17 protein-coding genes are annotated in these 18,075 nt (G+C 69.9%); 2 read left to right on the top strand and 15 right to left on the bottom strand.

Annotated features, from left to right (window positions below; all coding sequences use genetic code 11):
• Positions 1 to 181 precede the first annotated feature (181 nt).
• Positions 182 to 2,503 carry a sensor histidine kinase gene (locus DMH01_RS13610; protein WP_125676783.1) on the top strand — a complete coding sequence of 774 codons (2,322 nt, stop codon included), beginning with the start codon at positions 182 to 184 and terminating at the stop codon, positions 2,501 to 2,503.
• On the opposite strand, the gene DMH01_RS13615 is transcribed toward DMH01_RS13610, so the two are convergent.
• The 8 genes from DMH01_RS13615 to DMH01_RS42970 form a co-directional block, all read right to left on the bottom strand.
• Entirely contained in the window at positions 2,500 to 3,108 is a 609-nt protein-coding gene (locus DMH01_RS13615; RefSeq protein WP_233621497.1) for a DNA-binding response regulator, read from the bottom strand. The genes DMH01_RS13610 and DMH01_RS13615 overlap by 4 nt on opposite strands.
• Positions 3,109 to 3,347: 239 nt before the next feature.
• Entirely contained in the window at positions 3,348 to 3,539 is a 192-nt protein-coding gene (locus DMH01_RS13620) for a hypothetical protein (protein WP_125676514.1), read from the bottom strand.
• 282 nt (positions 3,540 to 3,821) lie between these two features.
• Entirely contained in the window at positions 3,822 to 4,367 is a 546-nt protein-coding gene (locus DMH01_RS13625) for a carboxymuconolactone decarboxylase family protein (RefSeq protein ID WP_125676516.1), read from the bottom strand.
• Positions 4,339 to 4,821: a DUF6187 family protein gene (locus DMH01_RS13630; protein ID WP_125676518.1), complete on the bottom strand. Its 483-nt coding sequence runs from the start codon at positions 4,819 to 4,821 to the stop codon at positions 4,339 to 4,341. The genes DMH01_RS13625 and DMH01_RS13630 overlap by 29 nt, the downstream gene beginning before the upstream one ends.
• A complete protein-coding gene (locus DMH01_RS13635; protein ID WP_125676520.1) occupies positions 4,814 to 6,133 on the bottom strand; it encodes an FAD-dependent oxidoreductase in 1,320 nt (439 codons plus the stop codon). Before DMH01_RS13635 ends, DMH01_RS13630 begins: the two co-directional genes overlap by 8 nt.
• An 8-nt stretch (positions 6,134 to 6,141) precedes the next feature.
• Complete coding sequence (locus DMH01_RS13640; RefSeq protein ID WP_034313773.1) at positions 6,142 to 6,627, bottom strand: DUF6423 family protein; 486 nt, start codon at positions 6,625 to 6,627, stop codon at positions 6,142 to 6,144.
• A 220-nt stretch (positions 6,628 to 6,847) separates the two neighbouring features.
• Positions 6,848 to 7,156, bottom strand: a complete 309-nt coding sequence (locus DMH01_RS13645) for a DUF6235 family protein (protein ID WP_125676522.1) — start codon at positions 7,154 to 7,156, stop codon at positions 6,848 to 6,850.
• A 93-nt stretch (positions 7,157 to 7,249) separates the two neighbouring features.
• On the bottom strand, positions 7,250 to 7,399 hold the full coding sequence (locus tag DMH01_RS42970; protein ID WP_199745467.1) for a hypothetical protein: 150 nt from the start codon (positions 7,397 to 7,399) through the stop codon (positions 7,250 to 7,252).
• Positions 7,400 to 7,678: 279 nt separating this feature from the next.
• On the opposite strand from DMH01_RS42970, the gene DMH01_RS42975 reads away from it, so the two are divergent.
• On the top strand, positions 7,679 to 7,855 hold the full coding sequence (locus DMH01_RS42975; RefSeq protein WP_199745468.1) for a hypothetical protein: 177 nt from the start codon (positions 7,679 to 7,681) through the stop codon (positions 7,853 to 7,855).
• 41 nt (positions 7,856 to 7,896) lie between these two features.
• Here the strand turns inward: DMH01_RS42975 and DMH01_RS13650 are convergent, their stop codons facing one another.
• The 7 genes from DMH01_RS13650 to DMH01_RS13680 form a co-directional block, all read right to left on the bottom strand.
• The gene (locus tag DMH01_RS13650; RefSeq protein ID WP_125676523.1) at positions 7,897 to 8,088 is read right to left on the bottom strand and encodes an acyl-CoA carboxylase subunit epsilon; all 192 of its coding nucleotides are present in this window, start codon (positions 8,086 to 8,088) and stop codon (positions 7,897 to 7,899) included.
• A gap of 11 nt (positions 8,089 to 8,099) precedes the next feature.
• Positions 8,100 to 9,803, bottom strand: a complete 1,704-nt coding sequence (locus tag DMH01_RS13655; protein WP_125676525.1) for an acyl-CoA carboxylase subunit beta — start codon at positions 9,801 to 9,803, stop codon at positions 8,100 to 8,102.
• Positions 9,800 to 9,988, bottom strand: a complete 189-nt coding sequence (locus tag DMH01_RS13660) for a DUF6222 family protein (RefSeq protein ID WP_125676527.1) — start codon at positions 9,986 to 9,988, stop codon at positions 9,800 to 9,802. Before DMH01_RS13660 ends, DMH01_RS13655 begins: the two co-directional genes overlap by 4 nt.
• Before the next feature lie 29 nt (positions 9,989 to 10,017).
• The gene (locus tag DMH01_RS13665; protein WP_125676529.1) at positions 10,018 to 10,590 is read right to left on the bottom strand and encodes a flavin reductase family protein; all 573 of its coding nucleotides are present in this window, start codon (positions 10,588 to 10,590) and stop codon (positions 10,018 to 10,020) included.
• 1 nt (position 10,591) lies between these two features.
• On the bottom strand, positions 10,592 to 11,032 hold the full coding sequence (locus tag DMH01_RS13670; RefSeq protein WP_034313761.1) for a thioesterase family protein: 441 nt from the start codon (positions 11,030 to 11,032) through the stop codon (positions 10,592 to 10,594).
• Position 11,033: 1 nt separating this feature from the next.
• Positions 11,034 to 16,862, bottom strand: a complete 5,829-nt coding sequence (locus DMH01_RS13675) for a type I polyketide synthase (protein WP_125676531.1) — start codon at positions 16,860 to 16,862, stop codon at positions 11,034 to 11,036.
• A 260-nt stretch (positions 16,863 to 17,122) separates the two neighbouring features.
• The gene (locus DMH01_RS13680) at positions 17,123 to 18,073 is read right to left on the bottom strand and encodes a carboxymuconolactone decarboxylase family protein (protein ID WP_125676533.1); all 951 of its coding nucleotides are present in this window, start codon (positions 18,071 to 18,073) and stop codon (positions 17,123 to 17,125) included.
• Positions 18,074 to 18,075: the final 2 nt, after the last annotated feature.

Genomic DNA, 18,075 nt, shown 5'->3' on the forward strand with positions numbered 1-18,075 from the left:
TCCCCAGCAGGGAAAGCGTCTCCCTGTTCGCCGTTCTTCCTTTGTCCGAAGGAAGCAACCCGGGTAACGAACATGCGTTATGATCCGAATCATAGCGATGGAAGGCCGTATCGCGGCCCGGGCCGTCGCGAGGGGGGAACGCGACCAGATCGAGCCGTCTTCTGTTATCACTGGGGTGCCTGTGCCGGACCAGCTCGCTGTGACCGCCGAACCTCTGGGAACCGCCGGCATCGACCGGCGGCCCCGCCGGGCGCTGTTCCTCGCCGGGCTGATCATCACCGTCGTCTTCGTCAACTCCTGTCTCGTCGGTCTCCTCGGGGTTCTGCTCCAGCCGGGCATGGACTTCTGGCACGGGCTGCTCGCGGTGCTGTACGTCGGCCCGGTGCTGGCGATCCAGCTGCTGTACTTCAGCCGTCCGGCGGTCCGCCTGGATACCAGGCGCGCGAAGGCGATGCTGGCGATCCAGGCCTGCCTCGCCTACTTGCCGACCCTGCACTTCGACGCGGCCCTGACCTCGCTGACCACCCTCGCGGCGGGCAGCGCGCTGCTGCTGTTCCGGCCGCGGACGGGGTGGACGGTGTTCGCCGTGCTCATGGCGGCCACGACCTGGATCCTGTGGACGTACGACGCCACCTGGCACGGAGCGGTGCTCGACAGCCTCACCGCGATCCTCTACGCCCTGGTCGTGTACCTGCTGACCTGGCTCGCGCGGCTGGTGACCGAACTACACCAGGCCAGGACCGAGCTGGCCAGGCGCGCGGTGGCCGAACAGCGGCTGGCCTTCGCGAGGGACCTGCACGACCTGCTCGGGCTCAGCCTGTCAGCGGTCGCGCTCAAGGGCGAGCTGGTGCTCCGGCTGCTGCGCAAGTCCCTGGACGGGGCGCGTGCGGAACTCGGCGAGATCACCGGGATCGCCCAGCGGACGCTGTCCGACGTGCGGTCGGTGGCCAGGGGTTACCGGGAGCTGTCGCTCGAGAAGGAGTCCCGGACCGCGGTGTCGCTGCTCTCGGCGTCCAACGTCGCCGTGCGGGCCGACCTCGAGCCCGTCGAGCTGCCGGTGAAGCTGCGCACCCTGCTGGCGAAGGTGCTGCGGGAGGGGATCACGAACGTGCTCCGCTACACCGGCGTCGAGCACTGCGAGATCTCCGTGCGCGAGCGCGAGGGCCGGGTCGTGCTGGAGATCGTCCACGACGGGACGGCGCACGAGGACCTCCCGGAAGAAACGGCGGAGAGCCTGCGCGAGGTGACCGAGGAGGTCGCCGGGCATGGCGGGGAGCTGAGGGCCGGCTCCGACGCGGCGGGCCGGTGGCGGCTGCATGCCGAGCTCCCGGTGCCCGACCAGGTCGAGCCCGCCGAGACGGTGCTGGCCGAGGCACCCGGCCATTGGTCCCGGATCGACGCCAGGAACGTCCAGTGGACGCTGACGGTGATCTTCGTCCTCTTCGGTATCTCGGCGATGACCCGGGCCTTCATGCTGACCGACGACATCTGGTCCATCGCGCTCATCGCCGGGTACCTCACCGCGTCGATCACGCTGCAGCTGTCGTATTTCGCCCGGCCGAACGTCCGGCTGCGCTCGCGGCAGAGCTACGCGCTGTTGTTCGTCCAGGGCTGTCTGATCTTCCTGCCGCTGATCCCGCTCGGGAACGCCTGGGTGAGCATGCCCAGCCTCTTCGCCGGCACCGCGCTGCTGGTGTTGCCGCCGCTGGCGGGCTGGACGGCCTTCGCCCTGACGGCCGCGGGCGTGGTGTGGATCCGGCTCGCGGCGGGTGCCGACTTCCTCGGCGGCTTCTACACCTTCGCGTCCATGCTGAACACGGGGCTGATGGTCTTCGGGCTCATCTGGCTGATCCGGCTGGTGACGGAACTGGGTGAGACCAGGAAACGCCTCGCCGAGGTCGCGGTCGCGGAGGAACGGCTGCGGTTCGCCCGCGACCTGCACGACCTGCTGGGGATGAGCCTGTCGGCGATCGCGCTGAAGAGCGAGCTGACCGGCCGGATCATGGACATCGACATCGACCGGGCCTCCGACGAGCTGCTGGAGATCCTCGGGCTGACCCGGCAGGCACTGACCGACGTCCGCTCGGTGGCCAGCGGCTACCGGGAACTGTCACTGGACCAGGAGTCCCGCTCGGCGCAGGCGGTGCTGACCGCCGCCGACGTCCAGGTCCGGCTGGAGGTCGAACACGAGGACCTGCCGCCGACGGTGCGGACGGTGCTGGCCGTGGTGCTGCGCGAGGGCGTGACGAACGTGTTGCGGCACAGCAAGGTCGAACGCTGTGAGATCGCCGTGCGGCGGACCGGCGACGGGGTCGCGCTCGACATCGTCAACGACGGCGTCCAGAACGGGCAGCCGCCGGACCAGGATCGGCCGAAGCGGGTCGAGGCCCCGGGCAGCGGGATCACCAACATGTCCGACCGGGTCGCCGGGCTCGGCGGGGAACTGACCGCCGGCGTCGAACCCGACGGCCGGTTCCGGTTGCGTGCGGTGGTGCCGGTCTAGATCCAGCCGGATTCCCTGGCGATCCGGATCGCGTCGACCCGGTTGCGCGCGTTGAGTTTCGCGACGATCGAGGTCAGGTAGTTGCGCACGGTCCCGGTGGAGAGAAACGCTTTCGCCGCGACCTCCAGCGTGTCGCGGCCTTCGGCGGTCAGCCGCAGGACGTCGATCTCCCGCGGCGTCAGCGGACATTCCACGGTGTCCCAGGCGGCGAGGGCGAGGTCACCGTCGACCATGCGCCTCCCTGCCGCCACCCCGCGCACGGCGTTGGCCAGTTTCTCCGCGGGCGCGTCCTTCAGCAGGAATCCGTTCACCTTGGCCGCCAGCGCCCGGCGGAGCGTGCCCGGCCTGCCGAGGCTGGTCAGGATGAGGGTTCTGACCTCGGGTAGCTGCTCGTGGATCTCGGTGGCCGCGGTGAGCCCGTCCTTACCGGGAAGGTCGATGTCGATGATCGCGACCTGGGTCCGCGAACTCCGCGCGGCGGCCAGGATCTCGTCGCCGGACGCCACTTCGGACACCACTTCGATGTCGGGCTCCAACCGCAGCAACGCCACGAGGGCCCCTCTGACGATGTGCATGTCTTCGGCCACGAGAACTCTGATCACCACTACGCCGCCCCCTTCGTGCGCACCCCCACGACCCAACATAAACACGCCGGTACGGAACGCGTTCCACCGTTCGAGTGATGCGCCCGATCCGTCCGTTTGGCGGCGCTACGCCGAATGAATCGCACGCTACGAATTCCGCGCCTCGCTCGGTGGCTTTCCGTCATCGTGCCGTGGCTCCACACACGAAACCGGCCGCCGCTCGCTTTCGGGACGCGAACGACGGCCGGAGAGTGCTGTCCTCAGCTGGCCTCGGCCAGCGGCGGAGCTGTGGTGCAGACGGTGGTGAAGCAGTTGAAAACCTTGCCGGACGGCTGGTTGCTCCAGTTGTCGAACCGGTCGATCACCAGCTCGACCTGGCGCTCGGCGGAAGCGGTGTCGATCCCCCGTACGGCGAAGAGCGAGCGGACGTTGTCGGTCACAGCGTTCTTCATCGAAAGGCTCCCAGGCTGGTCGGGTTTCTCGTTCACTGAGGAAATCGTGCCTGAGCGCCCGGTTCACAACCAGTGTCGTGCATCATCGCGGGAATGTGCTTTTTGCCTACTCCGGAAGCTTCTTCCGACTGCGCCATTCCCGCGATCAATACCATCGAATGGAGTAATACACACCGTCGCCGGCAACGGAATGCAGTGGAACGATTCCCCTGCGGGACCGTCACCGAGGGTCACGGGAATACCCCGAACAGACCAATCGATACGTCCACTGTGGACAGCGGATCAGGAGCCGAGCAGGGTCGCCAGGCCGGCGTATCCGCCCTCTTTCAGGCGCACGCCGGACGTCTTCGCGTACGCGGCGTCGGCGCGGATCCCGAGTCCCTCGACCATCCGGTTCATGAAGTTGAACAGGGCGCACACGAGCACCGCGTCGTGCAGCGCGGCCTCGTCCCAGCCCGCCGCGAAGACGGCTTCAGCGTCCTCTTCGGTCACCTGGGACGGCGTACGCGTCAGCTTGCCCACATAGGCCAGCACGGGCTTCATGCGCTCGTCCACCGGCGCGGAGCCGAGATCGTCCAGCGCGGCGGCCAGAAGTCCTTCCGGCACACCGAAAGCCTCCGCGGTGACGGTGTGGACCCCGTGGCAGTACCCGCAGTCGTTGACGCCGGAGACGTAGGCCGCGATCAGCTCCCGCTCCCCCGCGCCGAACGCCGACGGCGCCCGCATGATCAGCTCGTGCAGGTCCAGCAGCTTCGCCGCCGGAGCGGGAAACCGCTGGAACACCTGCAGCAACGTGGCGTCAGTCGGCAAAGACCCGAGATAGGACATCTTCTGCGCTCCCCTGTTCCGGCGACCGCCTGGTCGAGGCGGACTGGGCCGCGTCGTCGATGTCGTCGCGCCGCAGCCAGCAGGCCGCGAGGCAGGACACCGATGCCGGTCCCAGCCCGGTCACCGTGGCGGTGACCCGCGCGGTCGCGTGTTCCCATTCTCGGCGCAGGGAACCCGCCGACGTCGTCTCCGGACCTGCTTCGATCAGCGGGCGGACCGCGCGCCAGCGGCGGATCCCGGCCTCCACCAACGCTTCGGTGCTCAGGTCGAGCGCGTCGTGCCGGGCCTGGTCCACGGCGAGGGCGACCAGCGCGGGCTCGTCGGCGAGCCGGGCGAGCCCGACGCCGGCGAGCAGGCGTCCGGCGTCCAGTCCCATCAGGATCACCCCGGCCTCGGTCGAGGGAGCGTCGTCGATCGACGGCAGGGTGAAGCGGGAGTCGTAGGGCTCAGACACGGGCGACGTCCTTCGTGGCCGTCCGCAGCGGGAGGTCCCGGCGCAGGTTCTCGGCGACGGTGGCCGCGACCCGCGCGGTGGCGACGCGGTGACCGTCGATGTTGCGGGCGGCGGGCCCCAGCGCCATCCCCGCGGCCGCGCCGACGGCGAAGACCCGGGGCGCGCCGAGGTAGGCGAAGGTGCGTTCGTCCAGTTGCGGCCAGCCGCCGCGGTCGAGGACGGCCTCGCCGGGCATCAGGCCGTCCCCGATCGACGGCGCGGTGCCGAGCGCCAGTACGGCGTGGTCCACGGACACCCGCGAACCGTCTTCGAGCTGGAGGCCGACGCCGGGCGTCACCTTCGTGATCGCCCTGCCGCGATGCACGATCAGCCGTCCTTCGGCTTCGGCCGCTTCGAGCATCGGGCGGAACTCGAACATGATCGACGCGCGCCGGAACCGGCCCATCAGTTCGAGCCGGTCGGACCAGCTCACCCCATCGAAGCGAGCGCGGCCTTCCGGCCGGAAGAACGACGAGTTGACGTCGGCGCACTGGTAGCGTTCGCCCGCTTCACGGACCACCCAGTGCATCTCGCGGCCCTGGGCGAGCCCGTTGGAGATCAGGTGCGCGGCGGTGAGGCCCGCGCCGACGACGGCGAGGCGCCGTCCGTCGCCGGGAACGGGTTCGTCCCAGTAGCTCACGCCGCGCGGCGGATGACCGCCGCCCCACCAGGTGTCCGGGGCGGACCGGCGCTCCTCGCCGAGGCACAGCACGACATGGCGCGCGGCGACGGAGAACCGGTCGGCGCGCACGGTGACGGAATCAGTGGTCGGCAGGACCTCGCGGACCGAACCGCGCCAGGTCCGTTCGGTGACGTGGTGACTCGCCGCGAGATGACGGCAGTAGGCCTCGAAGACGTCGACGGGGACCACCGAGCGGTGCCCGGCCTGCGCCATGCGGATCTCCCGGCGTTCCACCGGCGTGAGCACCGACCAGTGCAGCCGGGCGAAGTCCAGGAGTTCGCAGTCGCGGTAACCCTCGACGCCGGGGTGGTGTTCGTACGGCGACCGCAGCACGCGCTGGCCGAGCAGATCGATGCGGTCGAAGAACCGGCCGCAGGGACGGCCGTCGCGGTCGACGACGACGAGGTCGCGGACTCCGTGGTGCCACAACGCGGAAGCGACCGCGAGCCCGGCCGGGCCCGCCCCGACGATGACCACGTCGGCGGCGGGCGGCGGTTCGGCGGTGGCCGCCGCCCGGGCGCCGGGAAGCATCGGCCACTCACGCCCGCGCGGCGATTCGAGGAGATGGGGTTCCGGGACGAAGGTGATCACCGGCGTACTCAGCCGATCACGGTCACCGGGACGATCAGCTCGATCACGGGACGCTGCTTCATCCCGTTGCTGATCATTTCGTCCAGTGTCTGCCGGGACTGCTCGGCGGTGTCCGTCGCGATCGGGCTGTAGCGGGAGTACGAGTAAGTCGGCTTCCGCCCGCCCGCGTCGAGCGAGTACACCTTGAGCACCGCTTCGCCGGGCCGGACTTCACCGTCGTAGAAGGTGAGGCGGCGCTGATCCGGCGTCATGAAGGATTTCGAGAACTGGCGGGAAAGGACGAGCGTCTCGGCGTCGTTGACGAAGGTGGAGTCCTCGTCGGTGACGACCTGCATCGCGACCCAGGTCTTGTCGGTCAGGTTGGTCTCGGACTTGATCACCTGCCAGCGGCCCGGTTCCGGGAGATTGACACTGACCGAGATGTCGTGTTCGGTGGTGTCGATCGCCCCGGAGATCATCAGCACCCGCCGCCGGACGTCGGCGACTCCGGCCATCTGAATGTCACGTGCGCGTACCCGAGTGGAAACATCCAATCCCGGGAATTCAGGTGATGACATCTTTCACGCCTCCAAGACCTTGATATCGCAATTCAGGCTTCGACGTAATATCCCCAGCCGCAAACACCGGAAGAATTTCACGCCCAACTGGACGATGTCAAGATGAGGAACACATGATCCACTGCCGCCCGGACTGGTCCGTTCGGCGGTACCGGGGTCAGGATTCGTCGGATTCCTCAGCCCAGGCCGCCGCGGGTGTGCCCTGCTCCAGCGCCCCGATGTAGACGATCTCGAACGAGGAATCGGCCCGATCGATCCCGATACGGAGGACGAGGTCGTGTTTCACCAGAAAGAGGAACTGATGCGGTTCCCGATTGTCTCCGAAAATGTCGTAGATGAGGAAGGCGGAACCGTCCGCCACCGCGAAAAGCGCTTCGTAGACGACATTGCGGTCGGCCTGCGGAGCATTGATCGCCCATTCTTCCAACACCTGCAAACCCGACGTGAGCTGGAGGCGCATAGCCATCCGGAGGCCTCCTCGTGGTCTGGCGGGTTCGCGGGCGAAACCTCATCGTCGCGCGCGCGATACCCGGCGGTCTTCTTCGTCCGTGCTGGGGTACTAGTTGTAACCGAGGATGATGTGCTCGGCCGGGAAATCGTTTTCACCGGACTGCCTCGGCTCCGGGATGGTCACCGCCGCGCCGGCCTCCGCGGCCGCGCGCGGGTCGAAATCATCGGTCACGACCCAAATTCGCACCTGTGCCGTCATGACGTTCCTCCCGGCCTTCGATGAACGACTCACTTGACAACCAAGGATGGACCCGTCCGATCGTGACGCGCTCGAGGACGGTCGGAGGTCTCGGTGAGCAAAGGAAAAGTCGCCGCCGGAGGGCCGCCGGTAGTGCCCTTGAGGTACCTCGACACCCAGGGAGCGCACCATGACCGAACGTCTCGACCCGTACGAGATCTACGCCGACGACGAAGTCGACGTCGATTTGCTGGGCCTGTCGTGGCCAGACCCGGCGGTCCCCGAGCAGCGGGATCGGCAATGAGCGCCGCGGCGCGGCAGCGGACCTGTGCGGCCTGCGGCGGGCCGTTCGCGCCTGGGGAGCGAACGGATCTGGAGGCCGTGCTCGACGGAGGGATCCTCTACGTCGCGGTGCACGCCGGCCACAGTACGTATCCGCCGCCGCGGGAGACCGAGGCCGCGCGGCGTCTCGCGTGAGTACGCGCGAGTCCGGGGAGCATCACGGACTCGCGCGTTTTCTAGCGCAGCGTCGAAGTGCGCCAGGTCTCCGGGGCGCGAGGCGACCAGGCGGAGCGGGACGGCACGACGGCCGGGGGCGCGGCGAAGGCCAACGCGGTGAAGACGGCAACGAGTGCCGCCAGTTCGGCGTCTTCCGGGTCTCCGCGCAGGACCCGGAAGACCGGCGCACTGTCCATTCCGGACGGTGACATGGTTCCCCCGTTCAGATCGGGTGGTTGCCGTGTTTGCGCTGGGGCGCCGCCTTCCGCTTGTCCTGCAGCATGTCCAGCGCCCTGGCGACGGCGGACCGGGTGTCCGCGGGGTCGATGATGTCGTCGACCAGCCCGCGTTCGGCCGAGTACTGCGGGTTCATGAACTCTTCGGTGTATTCGGCGACCAGGCGTGCGCGCAACGCGTCCGGATCGGACGCGGCGGCGAGATCCTTGCGGAACAGCACGTTGACCGCGCCCTCGGCGCCCATCACGGCGATCTGGTTGGTCGGCCACGCCAGCGAGAGGTCGGTCCCGATGGACCGCGAGTCCATCACGATGTACGCGCCGCCGTACGCCTTGCGCAGGATGACCTGGACGCGCGGCACGGTCGCCTCGCAGTAGGCGTGCAGCAGCTGGGCCCCGTGCCGGATGATCCCCGAGTGTTCCTGCTCGACCCCCGGCAGGAAGCCGGGGACGTCCACGAGCGTCACCAGCGGGATGCTGAACGCGTCGCAGAACCGCACGAACCGCGCCGCCTTCTGCGACGCCGGGCCGTCGAGCACGCCGGCGAACACCACCGGCTGGTTGCCGACCAGGCCGACCACCCGCCCGTCGATCCGCGCGAGCGCGCACAGCACGTTCCCCGCCCATCGCTCGTGCAGTTCGAAGAACTCGCCGTCGTCGGCCAGTTCCGCGAACACGTCGCGCATGTCGTACGGCTTGTTCGGCTCCACCGGGACGAGCTCGGCGAACCTGGGCCGCCGGTCCTTGCCCGCGTCCCGCGACGGCTCGCGGGGCGCGGACTCCAGGTAGTTCGACGGCAGCAGCGAGACCAGGTAGCGGACGTCGGCGAGGCAGCTCTCCTCGTCGTCGTGCACCACGGTCGCCACGCCGGACGACGCGCCGTGCACGTCCGCGCCCCCCAGTTCGTCGTGGCTGACCCGTTCCCCGGTCACGGTCTCGACGACGTCCGGCCCGGTCAGGTACATGCGGGCGGTGTCGCGCACCATGAAGACGAAATCCGCGAGCGCGGGCGAATACGCCGCCCCGCCCGCGCACGGCCCCAGCACCACGCTGATCTGCGGGATGACGCCGGACGCCTCGACCTGGCGGCGGAAGATTCCGCCGTAGCCGTCGAGCGCCATGACGCCTTCCTGGATCCGCGCTCCCCCGCTGTCGTTGAGCCCGATCAGCGGCGAGCCGGTGGCGATCGCCAGATCGATCACCTTGTGGATCTTCGCCGCGTGCGCCTCGCCGAGCGAACCGCCGAAGACGGTGAAGTCCTGCGCGTAGACGAACACCCGCCGTCCGTCGATGGTGCCCGAGCCGGCGATGACGCCGTCGGTGTACGGCCGGTTCTCCGCCAGCCCGAGCCCGCTCGCCTGATGCCGCCGGTACAGCTCGACCTCGGTGAAGGAATCCTCGTCCAGCAGCAGATCCAGCCGTTCCCGCGCGGTGTGCTTGCCGAGCGAGTGCTGCCGGCGGACGCCGTCGAGCCGTCCGTCGACGATGTGCTCACGCAGCTCGTCGCGCTGGGCGCGCAGCAACGGCATCGTCGGCTGCGGCGGGTGAACCGGTTCGGCGCCGCGGGCGAGGGGGATCACCTGCCCGTCGCCCGCCCTCGGGACCCGGGGACGCCGCCGCCGGTCCTCCGGCAGCGGCACCACCTCGGAGGCCTCCGTGCGCTGAGCGCCCGGATCACCCTGCAGGGTCACGCCGCCTCCCGCATACGGGCGTCACGCTCGAGTTCGTCGAGTTCGATCTCGCGCACGATGTCGCGCCAGCACACCCCCCGTCCGAGCCGGGGCATCGTGGTCACCACCGGCGGCCGCTCGGGCGTACGCGCCGGGGAGGGCGTCTCGTCCGATCGGTCTGCGGTGGCGGATTCGTTGATGGTCATGACCTTTCCTCTCTTCCGATGGTGACCACTTAGGCCGATGCCCGGATCCGGCCGTCGATCTGGTGGTAGCCGCCGCTGTAGAAGACCAGCGAGTCCTGCGCGGTGCCGCGGCTGGAGGCGACCACCTTGCCGAGGAAGATCGAGTGGTCACCGCCTTCGTAGACTTCGGCCAGCTCGCATTCCAGCCACGCCAGCGCGCCGTCGAGCAGCGGGGCGCCGGTCTGCGGACCGGCCGTCCAGTCCACCGAGTCGAACTGGGCGAGCCCGGCGGGACGGCGCCAGTCGGCGAAGTACTTCGCCAGTTCCTTCTGATCCGACGCCAGCACCGTGACCGCGTACGAACCCGCCGTCACGATCGCCTCGTGCATCCGGGCCGCGCGGGAAACGCAGCACAGCACCATCGGCGGCTCCAGCGACACGGAGGTGACGGCGTTGGCGGTCATCCCGTGGGCCCGTTCGCCCCCGGCGGTCAGCACGGTGACCCCGGTGGCGAACTGGCCCATCACCTCCCGCAACCCGGCCTGCGCGGACAACCGGCGGCGGGCGGCGGGCGACGGCAGGCGTTTCAGCACGGGCCGCGAAGGCTCGTCCAGCGTGCCCACTTCATTCCCCCTTGCCGTCGACCGCGTACGGGGCCAGCGCCTCACGCAGCTGCTCGGGCACCCTGCTGGGCACCGTGGCCGTGTTCGGGCCGCGCATGCAGGCGATCCGCTGCCGTCCGCGGGCCACCAGCCGCTCGCCCTCGTCGGTGAGGTGGACGTAGTCGAAGGCGAACTGGACCTGCGTCTGGGTCAGCTCCTCCAGCCGCAGCCGGATGGACAGCTCGTCGAACGCGGTGATCTCCGCGAAGAACTCGCACTCCACCTTGAGCGTGAAGAGCTTGAGGTCGGCGCGGACCTCTTCGAGTACCGCGGGCGCCTTCTCCTTCAGGAACATTTCACGGCACCGGCCCTGCCAGCGCACGTAGTTCACGTAGTAGACGTTGCCCACCAGGTTGGTCTCTTCGAACCCGACGGTATGCAGGATCTCGTAGTAGTCGGCCATGTCAGTTCTCCTCTCCCTGGAGCACCGCGAAGACGACGGGATCGGTCCGGTCGTTGACGGTCGTCACCCAGGTGGCGATGCGGGCGGCGCCGTGGGAAAGCACCGCCCAGCCGTCCGGGTCGACCCGGTGCACGGTGAGCGCCTGTGTCATGTCCCCGGTCTTGCGCACGCATTCCAGCGCGCTCCAGACCCTGGTGTGCGCGACCGAAAGCGGCTCGCGGGCGTCCGCGGCGAGCAGTTCGCCCACCGACAGCAGATCCTCACCGAGCAGCCCGGCCCAGTCCTCGGGCGTCCGCTCGATCGCGGTTTCGACGTCGCACGCGATCCGGCCGCTGCCCGCGATCGCGAGGGTGAGGTCGGAGCTGTGCGACGCGCTCACCTCGACCCCGTCGGCTTCCGGTTTCCCGTCCGGGCGGTAGCGGATCTCGAGCGGGGAATCGACGGCGCGGCCGGCGGCCAGCGCCGTCTGTGCCCGACGTTCCGGCGTGGTCTCCACCGAAACGCCCACCGGGTCCGGTTCGACGACGATCGCGCGGGACGAGCCGAGCAGCCGTTCCACGGAACGCTCCAAATAGGACCCGAGCATCGACGGGACCCAAGGTCCTTCGCCGTCACGCTTGCGGACCGCGCGCAGCTTCAGCCCTTCCCAGCGCTCGACCAGCTTCCCGTCGGGGTTGCGGACGTCGAGGTCGTAGAGGTAGCTGTCGCCGTCCTGCGAACGCTCACGGGCGTCGAGGAGCACGTACTCCGGGTCCTGCTCGCCGGGTTCGGCGAGGTACAGCCGCTCGATCCCTTGCGGCAGCAGGGTCGCGTCCGGGACACAGCACTGGATCGCGTGCATCATCGCGTCGCGGGTGCCCGGGTCGGCCAGCAGCTTCTCCTGCGGGAGGAACGGCGCGAACCAGTCGACCTCGGCGCCGGTCGCGATCTCCGCGACCGCGTGCCGCGCGCTGGCCCGCCGGTAGCCGGTGACCCGCTGGAATCGCTTGCCCTGGAACAGGACCGTGCCGTACAGCTCGGTCGTCGGGTCGACCGGGACGGGCGGCAGCGCGACGTCGCGGACGACGGTCTCGCCGAGCGGATCCGGCCGGGAGAACCGCAGCCGGGCCCGGAAGTGGTCGGCGCTGAACCCGGTCTCCCCGCTGCGCAGCACCACGTCCACCGTTTCGGCGTCCCTGGCCAGCGCGGCGAGCCGGATCGTGGTCGACCCGCCCGGCGAGACGATGATCGGGCGCAGGAACTCGACGTCGGAGAACACCGGCGCCGGCAGCGTTTCCGCGCCGAGAGCGGCTTTGGCGACCTGGGTCATCGCCTCCATGCCGATCACCGCCGGGAACAGCAGCTGACCGTCGAGCAGGTGGTCGGCCAGATACGGGTCGCTGCCCGCGGACAGGTCGGCCTCGGTGATCAGCTCGACACCGGGGTAGTGCACGACGGCCCGGTCGACGAAGCGGGTCAGCGGCAGTTCGCGCTTCTCCACCGGCAGGGTGACCAGGCCCGCGGTCCGGCCGCAGACGACCAGCACCGACGGGGCGGCCGGGTCGCCGACGACCTGGCGGAGGATCTCGATGCCCTCCTCGGTCGGGATGGGGGTGATGCCGTCGCGCATCAGAGCGCTGACGACACCGAGCTTTTCGCCCATGCCCGTCCCCGACCAGACCGACCATTCGAGGGCGATCGCCTTGGCCTGGGGGTGCTCCTGGCCGAAGCGCACGGTCAGTTCGGTCATCCAGTCGTTGGCCGTGGCGTAGTGCGCCTCACCGCGCAGGCCCGCCCGTCCGATGATGCTGCCGAAGGTCACCAGCAGCTTGATCTTGTCCTTGTCGACGGCGTCGAGGACGGCGTTGAGGCCGCCGATCTTCGGGGCCAGCGTCTTGCGGAAGCTCTCCTCGGTCAAGGAGAACAGCGCGGCGGGTTCGTTGCGGCCCGCGCCGTGCAGCACCGCGGTGACCGGGCCGAACTCGGCCTGCACGCGGCCGATCGCGTCGGCCACCTGCCGGGCGTCGGTGACGTCGGCGCGTTCGTAGCGGTAGGTGATGCCCGCCGCCGCCATCCGGCCGAGGTTCTCCGACAGTTCGGCGTCGTCGGCCGGGTCGCTCCGGCCGAGCAGCGCCAGTTTCGCGCCGGAGTCCTTGGCCAGCGCCAAGGCGCTCTCGGCGGTGATGCCCTTGCCGCCACCGGTGACGAGCAGGACGTCTTCGATCCCCAGCGGGGTCCCTTCGGCCTCGGCCGGGGTCAGGGCGGCGAGCTTCGGCACCGTGCGGATCCCGGCGGCGTCGTAGCGGACCTCGCTGAAGTCGTTGGTCGCGGCCACTTCGGCGACCACGGTGGACACCGCGGCTTCGACGGCCTCGGGGTCGACCGGGTCGACGTCGGCGAGATCGACGATCGTGGTGCGGGCCGACGGGTCCTCCAGCCGCAGCGTCTTCGCCAGGCCGGAGGCACCGAGGCCGTGCTGCACCACGACGAACCGCGTGCCGTTGGGCGCGGCCAGCACCGCGCGGCCCGCGTCGAGGAACAGGCCGACGTCGCCGGCATCGCTGTCCGCGTTCAGGCAGAGGAGGACACCGTCGCCGACACCCGAGGTGGCCAATGCCGCGCGCAGCGGCTCCGCCAGCGGATGGCCGTCCGGGGCGAACGCCGACCACTCGGCGGTGGACAGACCCGGCGTGAGATCGGGCGACGGCTTCGGCGCGACGACGTACTCGACCCCGAACGGCCGGACCCACGGTCCGACGCCGGCGACCTCGGCCTGGTTGCTGTCGGCGGGTTTGGCGGTCTGGGCGAGTTCGTCGATCATCTCGGCGAGTTCGCCGAGACAGACGGTCGCGAAGTTCGGCATGCCCTCCAGCGCGGGGCGGCCGAGCGCCCGGGTCACGTCGTTGACGAGCTGGCCGACCGTGATCGACGAAAGGTGCAGGTCGTCGAGCGGATGCGTGTCGGCGGTGACCGCTTCGAGCGGCAGTTCGACCCGCTCGGAAGCGAGTTTGCGCAGCAGGTCGAGGGTGCTGCTGCCCCCGCTTTCCGAAGCCGTTCCGGCCGGGGCCTCGGCGGGCGCGGCGGGGTCGGCGACCCGGTCGCGGGTCAGGTCGGCACCGATGGACGGCGCGGCCTCGCACGGGCTGGCGAGGAACGAGAACTTCCCGTCCACCGGCAGGGTCCGCACGATCCGGCCGTCGAACAGCGCCGAGGTCTCCAGCGCGGCGCCGAACGCGAACGCGGCGCCCGCGACCTTCAGCAGCGCGGCCAGTTTCGGGCTGTCGGTGTCGATCGCGAGCACCGGCGTACCGGGCGCGATCTCGCCGAACAGACCGGTGAGCACGTGACCGGGGCCGACCTCGATCACCAGGTCGCTGCGCTCGGCGACCTTCGCGGCCGCCTCACGGAAGCGGACCGGCAGGACCACCTGGTCCCGCAGCAGATCGCGCAGGTCCTCGGCGGCGTGCAGGACGTCACCGGTCACCGTCGAGACGACGGGCCGGTCGAGCCTGGCGAAGTCGAACGCGGCGAGTTCCTCGGTCATCGCCTCGGCGGCCGGGACGACCGCCGGCGAATGGAACGCGTGCGAGACATTGATGCGAGTGGCGGTGACACCCTCCGCGCGGGCACGGGCGACCACGCGGTCGATCGCGTCCGCCGGTCCGGAAAGGACGGTCTGCTCGGGCGCATTGTAGCCCGCGATGACGACCTCTTCGCCCTCGGCGAACCGCTCGGCGACCCCCGGCCCGGCGGCGATCCCCGCCATGGCACCGTTGCCGTCGCTCGCGGTCGCCATCACCTTGCCGCGGATCTTGGCCAGCTTGAGGACTTCGCGTTCGGTGAGCGCGCCACCCCAGTGCAGGGCGGTGAGTTCGCCGAGGCTGTGGCCGGCGACCGTCTGCGCCTCGATGCCGAGGCTCTTCAGGACGCGGAGCCCGGCGAGCGAACCAGTGACGATCCGCGGTTGCGCGACCTCTGTGGCGACCTGGTCGGCGCCGGTCGAAAGGCCCGCCGCGCGGTAGATGTCGTCGGCGTGCGCGAAACGCTTGCGCAGCGCGCCGACCGTGCCGCGCCCGGAACCCTGGCCGGGGAACAGGAAACCGATCTTCGGGTTCTTCGCGCGAGAGCCCGCGAAGATGCCGTCGCCGGTGGAGAAGACCTCCGGCTCCCCCTCGCCGAGAAGGTCGAGCAGCTTGGCCAGCTTGCGCTCGGCGTCCTCGGGATTGGTCGCGACGATCGCCGCGCGGACCGGTTTCCCGGACAGCTCCGCGGAAAGCGTGGCCGCGAGGTCGCCGAGCTCCGCCAGCGAGAGCTTCGGCACGACTTCCAGCAGACCGGTCAGCCTGCCGCGCAGCGAAGCAGCGTCGTCGGCGTCGAGGAGCAGCAGTTCGCTGTCCTGCCGTCCGGCGACCAGCGAGCGGGTCCGCTCGTCGAGTTCCTTGCGCCGGGCCGCGCCCGGCGCCTCGGTGACGGTGACGTGCGAGTTGATGCCACCGAAGCCCATCGCCGAGACACCCGCGCGGACCGGGTGGTCCGCGGGCCAGAGGGTGGCCTCGGCCGGGACGTACATCCGCGCGGAGTCGCCGACCAGCGACTCGTGCGGCTCGAAGTGGCCGGTCGCGGGCGGGATGACCTGGTGGTAGACCGCCAGCGTCGCCTTGATCAGCCCGGCGACCCCGGCCGCGGCCTTGGTGTGGCCGATGTTGCCCTTGATCGTGCTCAGCGCGGCGCGGTCGGCGAGCGGGTCGGCGTCGCGGCGGGCGGTGGAGAGCGCCTCGATCTCGGTGGCGTCGCCCAGCGCGGTCCCGGTGCCGTGACCCTCGAAGTAGGAAACGGTCTCGACGCCGTAGCCCGCCTTGTCGTAGGCCCGCTTGAGCGCGAGACGGTGGCCCGACGCCTCGGGGCGGGTGATGCCGCCCTTGCCGTCGGAGGAGACGCCCCAGCCGCCGATGCTGGCGTAGATCCGCTTGCCCTGCGCGATCGCGTCCTCCTCGCGCATCAGCACGAGCATGCCGGAGCCCTCACCGGGCCAGAACCCGTTGGAATCGGCGTCGTAGACCTTCATCTCCCGCTTGGCGAGCGCGCCGGTCTTGGCGAAACCGATCACCTCGAACGGGTCGATCGACAAGTCGACACCGCCCGCGATGGCGACGTCGAGGTCGCCCTCGGAAAGCGCGTTCGCCGCCGTGACCACGGAAAGCAGCGACGACGAGCAGGCGCCGTCCACGGTGAACCCGCCGCCGCCGAAGTCGAAGAAGTTGCAGACGCGGCCGGCGATCGTGTTCGCCAGCCCGCCCGCGAGCGAGTCCTCGTCGATCTCCGGGAACGGGGCCTTGTACTGCGCCTCGAGATCGTGGAGGAACGCGGCGGTGTCCCCCTCGGCCCAGCCGCGCTCGGCGAGCGCGGCCGCGATGGTGCGGCGCACGTACGGCCAGCGCAGCCGCATGATGTTGGCGCGCGAGAACTCACCGGTGAGGCTGTTGCCGATGACCACGCCGGTGGCGGCCCGCGGCAACCCCTCGCCCTCGGGGAACCCCGCGTCCGCCAGTGCCTGCGCGGCGACGTCGAGCGCCAGCCAGTGCGTGGTGTCGGTCGAACGGAACGTGCTGCCCGCGACCTTGTACTTGATCCGGTCGAATTCCCAGTCGCGGAGGACCGCGGCCTTCTGGGCGTAGAAACGGTCCGGCGCCTTGGGGTCGGGCGAGTAGTAGTCCTCGCGGTTCATCCGCTCGTCGGGCAGTCTCCGGAACGCCCTGCGGCCGGCGAGGACGTTCTCCCACAGTTCTTCCGGGGAACCGGCGTCCGGGTATCGGAGACCGATACCGACAATCGAAATCCGCTCAACGCTCATGCCACCGCACTCCCCTAGCTCTCAAGACTCAAGTCACGGAATCCGGTCCCGGCGCCGGGCTCTGTCCCCAGAACCGCGGCCGCCGTCCGTTCGCGCAGTCCGGTCAAGCATGAACCGGCGGCGGGCGCGAAGTCTTCTCTCTGGTTGTTGACCGGATCGGTCATCCGGCTCGGCGAAGGGTCGCGGACGTCGCGAAAGCCACTTTCGGGACATCTGACGTCCTGAAAGTGGCTTTCGCGACATGCCCGACAGCGCCCGCGCTAACCCCGAAGCGGCGCAACCGAAACAGCACGGGCGGCGGCAGCGAAACTCGCCCACCCCACCAACTCGACCAACTCTCGATCCCCCAGCCCCGCGGCAGCGACCAGAGCATCGTCGACCTGATAAGGCGCCCTCGCGACCACCAAGGCCAACCGGACCGAGGGATCGTCGAAGACGTCCACCCAAGACCGGCTCAGCCCAGGCGGCGTACCGTCCCAAGTGGACAGTTCCCGCTCCACGACCTCCCGAACCGCAGATGGCACCGCAAGGGCGCCGAAAGCCGCCGCGGCACGGGAGAACGCGTCGACGATCACCGGATTGCCCGCAGCCCAGCCGAAATCACCCGAGCCCGGAGGCAGCAGGTCCAACGACTCTCCCGGTGGAGCGCCCTCCACCGGACGAAGGAACCGCCCCAGCACCGCTTTGGCCTTGGCACGCGCCGAATCCGGCACGGACGAAGGCAACGGCGACGGCCCGAGGAACACGCTCACCACCCGGTTCAGGTAGTGGAACGCGAACGCGACCGCGGTCAGCTCCGCACGAGCACCCGACGAAAGGGTCCCCGCGCGAGGGTCTGCCACGGGCCGGCCCGAAGCGATCGCCGACGCCTCCGAAGAGCGCCCCAGCGAGTCCAGCGCCATCCCGTGGACCTCGACGCAGTACGGACACGAGTTCTCTCGCGACACCAGCGTCGCGACGATTTCGCGGTCCGCCCGGCTCGTTTCTCCCTTCGCCACCAGCGATTCCCGCAGCATCACCCAGCTCGCCGCGAGCACCGCCGGCGACGGCGAATGCAGCGCCACCGGCGGCGCCAGCATGCCGAAATCGCGTTCCAGCCGACCGTAGACGTCGCGCACGAGCCCGGTCGCCCGGCCGAACGGGACCGGCCGGACGTACCGGACTTCGCGCAACGCCCTCCGCAGCGCCAACCTCACCAGCGCGGGTGCCATGA

The sequence above is a fragment of the Amycolatopsis sp. WAC 04182 genome (assembly GCF_003947465.1).
Classification (GTDB): domain Bacteria; phylum Actinomycetota; class Actinomycetes; order Mycobacteriales; family Pseudonocardiaceae; genus Amycolatopsis.

Excerpts from the sequence above, each read along its gene's own strand:
- DMH01_RS13670 (WP_034313761.1), bottom strand. The coding sequence starts at position 11,032 with ATGGCCGACTACTACGAGATCCTGCATACCGTCGGGTTCGAAGAGACC.
- DMH01_RS13660 (WP_125676527.1), bottom strand. The coding sequence starts at position 9,988 with ATGACCATCAACGAATCCGCCACCGCAGACCGATCGGACGAGACGCCC.
- DMH01_RS42975 (WP_199745468.1), top strand. The coding sequence starts at position 7,679 with ATGAGCGCCGCGGCGCGGCAGCGGACCTGTGCGGCCTGCGGCGGGCCG.
- DMH01_RS13680 (WP_125676533.1), bottom strand. The coding sequence starts at position 18,073 with ATGGCACCCGCGCTGGTGAGGTTGGCGCTGCGGAGGGCGTTGCGCGAA.
- DMH01_RS13620 (WP_125676514.1), bottom strand. The coding sequence starts at position 3,539 with ATGAAGAACGCTGTGACCGACAACGTCCGCTCGCTCTTCGCCGTACGG.
- DMH01_RS13645 (WP_125676522.1), bottom strand. The coding sequence starts at position 7,156 with ATGGCTATGCGCCTCCAGCTCACGTCGGGTTTGCAGGTGTTGGAAGAA.
- DMH01_RS13640 (WP_034313773.1), bottom strand. The coding sequence starts at position 6,627 with ATGGCCGGAGTCGCCGACGTCCGGCGGCGGGTGCTGATGATCTCCGGG.
- DMH01_RS13675 (WP_125676531.1), bottom strand. The coding sequence starts at position 16,862 with ATGAGCGTTGAGCGGATTTCGATTGTCGGTATCGGTCTCCGATACCCG.
- DMH01_RS13650 (WP_125676523.1), bottom strand. The coding sequence starts at position 8,088 with ATGTCACCGTCCGGAATGGACAGTGCGCCGGTCTTCCGGGTCCTGCGC.
- DMH01_RS13625 (WP_125676516.1), bottom strand. The coding sequence starts at position 4,367 with ATGTCCTATCTCGGGTCTTTGCCGACTGACGCCACGTTGCTGCAGGTG.
- DMH01_RS42970 (WP_199745467.1), bottom strand. The coding sequence starts at position 7,399 with ATGACGGCACAGGTGCGAATTTGGGTCGTGACCGATGATTTCGACCCG.